The organism is Granulicatella sp. zg-ZJ, assembly GCF_010892355.1.
GTDB lineage: Bacteria > Bacillota > Bacilli > Lactobacillales > Aerococcaceae > WM01.
In genome coordinates this window covers 1-2,488 of record NZ_WNJY01000053.1, presented here as the reverse complement: position 1 = coordinate 2,488, position 2,488 = coordinate 1, and the positions used below count along the sequence as shown (strand labels likewise).

Sequence of the window (2,488 nt, the reverse complement as noted above, 5' to 3'; positions counted from 1 at the left end):
AGAAAGTGTGGTAATGATGGCAAGAAGGACACACCTGTCACCATGTCGAACACAGAAGTTAAGCTTCTTAGCGCCGAGGGTAGTTGGGGCATTGCCCCTGTGAGAGTAGGACGTTGCCACGCTTTTGAGAATGGAGGTTTAGCTCAGCTGGGAGAGCACCTGCCTTACAAGCAGGGGGTCAGCGGTTCGATCCCGTTAACCTCCATAAGAGTGATTAGCTCAGTTGGTAGAGCATCTGACTTTTAATCAGAGGGTCACAGGTTCGAGCCCTGTATCACTCATCTTAACCTTGCAAGAGAGTAAGGGAAGAAAGAGAGCGGATGTGGCGGAATTGGCAGACGCACCAGATTTAGGCTCTGGCGAAGAGATTCGTGGGGGTTCAAGTCCCTTCATCCGCATGGGAGAAAAAGCCGGCTTAGCTCAGTTGGTAGAGCATCTGATTTGTAATCAGAGGGTCGAGGGTTCAAGTCCTTTAGCCGGCATAGAAGAGATGCGAAAGTAGTTCAGTGGTAGAACACCACCTTGCCAAGGTGGGGGTCGCGGGTTCGAACCCCGTCTTTCGCTTATTATGTATGAGAGAGTACATAATAAATGCCGGGGTGGCGGAACTGGCAGACGCACAGGACTTAAAATCCTGCGGTGAGTGATCACCGTACCGGTTCGATTCCGGTCCTCGGCATAGAAGTGAGCACCCATAGCTCAATTGGATAGAGTACTTGACTACGAATCAAGCGGTTACAGGTTCGACTCCTGTTGGGTGCATTCATGTTAGACATGAAAAACGGGAAGTAGCTCAGCTTGGTAGAGCACTTGGTTTGGGACCAAGGGGTCGCAGGTTCGAATCCTGTCTTCCCGACTTTTATATATTTAGGCGGTGTAGCTCAGCTGGCTAGAGCGTTCGGTTCATACCCGAGAGGTCGGGGGTTCGATTCCCTTCGCCGCTATAAGATCTATGTAGGACCTTTAGCTCAGTTGGTTAGAGCTATCGGCTCATAACCGATCGGTCGTAGGTTCGAGTCCTACAAGGTCCATTTATGGAGGATTACCCAAGTCCGGCTGAAGGGAACGGTCTTGAAAACCGTCAGGCGTGTAAAAGCGTGCAAGGGTTCGAATCCCTTATCCTCCTTAACTCGAAAGAGTATAATATTATCGCGGGATGGAGCAGTTGGCAGCTCGTCGGGCTCATAACCCGAAGGTCGTAGGTTCAAGTCCTACTCCCGCAATGTTAAAACATGGTTCCGTGGTGTAGGGGTTAACATGCCTGCCTGTCACGCAGGAGATCGCGGGTTCAAATCCCGTCGGGACCGTATGGTTCAGTAGCTCAGTTGGTAGAGCACTTGATTGAAGCTCAAGGTGTCGGCAGTTCGACTCTGTCCTGAACCACTTTTAGCGGGTGTAGTTTAGTGGTAAAACTACAGCCTTCCAAGCTGTTGTCGCGAGTTCGATTCTCGTCACCCGCTTATAAGATAAATTATCTTATAAACATAAGGGCCTATAGCTCAGCTGGTTAGAGCGCACGCCTGATAAGCGTGAGGTCGATGGTTCGAGTCCATTTAGGCCCATTGATAAAGCATTTTTTCAACATTTTGGGGAAATACTCAAGAGGCTGAAGAGGCGCCCCTGCTAAGGGTGTAGGTCGCATAACGCGGCGCGAGGGTTCAAATCCCTCTTTCTCCGTTGCTTTATCAGCATGGCCCGTTGGTCAAGCGGTTAAGACACCGCCCTTTCACGGCGGTAACACGGGTTCGAGTCCCGTACGGGTCATTATTTAATGGAGGATTACCCAAGTTCGGCTGAAGGGAACGGTCTTGAAAACCGTCAGGCGTGTAAAAGCGTGCAAGGGTTCGAATCCCTTATCCTCCTTAACTCGAAAGAGTATAATATTATCGCGGGATGGAGCAGTTGGCAGCTCGTCGGGCTCATAACCCGAAGGTCGTAGGTTCAAGTCCTACTCCCGCAATGTTAAAACATGGTTCCGTGGTGTAGGGGTTAACATGCCTGCCTGTCACGCAGGAGATCGCGGGTTCAAATCCCGTCGGGACCGTCAAAACGCATAATGTGTTTCTTTTATGCGGGTGTAGTTTAGTGGTAAAACTACAGCCTTCCAAGCTGTTGTCGCGAGTTCGATTCTCGTCACCCGCTTATAAGATAAATTATCTTATAAACATAAGGGCCTATAGCTCAGCTGGTTAGAGCGCACGCCTGATAAGCGTGAGGTCGATGGTTCGAGTCCATTTAGGCCCACTTATATTTTGGCCCGTTGGTCAAGCGGTTAAGACACCGCCCTTTCACGGCGGTAACACGGGTTCGAGTCCCGTACGGGTCATACTAAGAGAACGCTATAGCGTTCTTTTTTTATCTACTTTTATAGGCTCTATAATAAATCGTGTTGGTGGGAATAATCCACCAACACGATTTTGTATATAAAAGTGGACAAAAAAAGAGAAATACCTGTATGATTAAATCACCACAATTAAACAAGGAGGTA

The 2,488-nt window shown here is 49.2% G+C and carries 24 tRNA genes and 1 rRNA gene; all 25 read left to right on the top strand.

What is annotated here, in order from left to right:
• Positions 1–6 precede the first annotated feature (6 nt).
• The 25 genes from rrf to GMA11_RS08995 all read left to right on the top strand — a co-directional run bounded on the left by rrf (position 7) and on the right by GMA11_RS08995 (position 2,326).
• A 5S ribosomal RNA gene (gene rrf, locus GMA11_RS09115) occupies positions 7–122 on the top strand.
• A 10-nt stretch (positions 123–132) separates the two neighbouring features.
• Positions 133–205, top strand: a tRNA-Val gene (locus GMA11_RS09110).
• Between the two features lie 3 nt (positions 206–208).
• Positions 209–281, top strand: a tRNA-Lys gene (locus tag GMA11_RS09105).
• Positions 282–316: 35 nt separating this feature from the next.
• A tRNA-Leu gene (locus GMA11_RS09100) sits at positions 317–398 on the top strand.
• 11 nt (positions 399–409) lie between these two features.
• A tRNA-Thr gene (locus GMA11_RS09095) sits at positions 410–482 on the top strand.
• 10 nt (positions 483–492) lie between these two features.
• Positions 493–564, top strand: a tRNA-Gly gene (locus GMA11_RS09090).
• Positions 565–593: 29 nt separating this feature from the next.
• Positions 594–679, top strand: a tRNA-Leu gene (locus GMA11_RS09085).
• Positions 680–688: 9 nt separating this feature from the next.
• A tRNA-Arg gene (locus GMA11_RS09080) sits at positions 689–762 on the top strand.
• 20 nt (positions 763–782) lie between these two features.
• Positions 783–856: transfer RNA gene (locus GMA11_RS09075), tRNA-Pro, on the top strand.
• Positions 857–870: 14 nt separating this feature from the next.
• Positions 871–944 (top strand) — tRNA-Met (locus GMA11_RS09070).
• 13 nt (positions 945–957) lie between these two features.
• Positions 958–1,031, top strand: a tRNA-Ile gene (locus tag GMA11_RS09065).
• 5 nt (positions 1,032–1,036) lie between these two features.
• A tRNA-Ser gene (locus GMA11_RS09060) sits at positions 1,037–1,126 on the top strand.
• 24 nt (positions 1,127–1,150) lie between these two features.
• Positions 1,151–1,223, top strand: a tRNA-Met gene (locus GMA11_RS09055).
• An 11-nt stretch (positions 1,224–1,234) separates the two neighbouring features.
• A tRNA-Asp gene (locus GMA11_RS09050) sits at positions 1,235–1,307 on the top strand.
• Between the two features lie 3 nt (positions 1,308–1,310).
• Positions 1,311–1,383: transfer RNA gene (locus tag GMA11_RS09045), tRNA-Phe, on the top strand.
• Positions 1,384–1,389: 6 nt separating this feature from the next.
• Positions 1,390–1,460, top strand: a tRNA-Gly gene (locus GMA11_RS09040).
• A gap of 28 nt (positions 1,461–1,488) precedes the next feature.
• A tRNA-Ile gene (locus tag GMA11_RS09035) sits at positions 1,489–1,562 on the top strand.
• 26 nt (positions 1,563–1,588) lie between these two features.
• A tRNA-Ser gene (locus tag GMA11_RS09030) sits at positions 1,589–1,677 on the top strand.
• 15 nt (positions 1,678–1,692) lie between these two features.
• A tRNA-Glu gene (locus tag GMA11_RS09025) sits at positions 1,693–1,764 on the top strand.
• A 9-nt stretch (positions 1,765–1,773) separates the two neighbouring features.
• A tRNA-Ser gene (locus GMA11_RS09020) sits at positions 1,774–1,863 on the top strand.
• Between the two features lie 24 nt (positions 1,864–1,887).
• Positions 1,888–1,960, top strand: a tRNA-Met gene (locus GMA11_RS09015).
• A gap of 11 nt (positions 1,961–1,971) precedes the next feature.
• Positions 1,972–2,044 (top strand) — tRNA-Asp (locus GMA11_RS09010).
• A gap of 27 nt (positions 2,045–2,071) precedes the next feature.
• Positions 2,072–2,142: transfer RNA gene (locus GMA11_RS09005), tRNA-Gly, on the top strand.
• A 28-nt stretch (positions 2,143–2,170) separates the two neighbouring features.
• Positions 2,171–2,244: transfer RNA gene (locus GMA11_RS09000), tRNA-Ile, on the top strand.
• A 10-nt stretch (positions 2,245–2,254) separates the two neighbouring features.
• Positions 2,255–2,326, top strand: a tRNA-Glu gene (locus GMA11_RS08995).
• Positions 2,327–2,488: the final 162 nt, after the last annotated feature.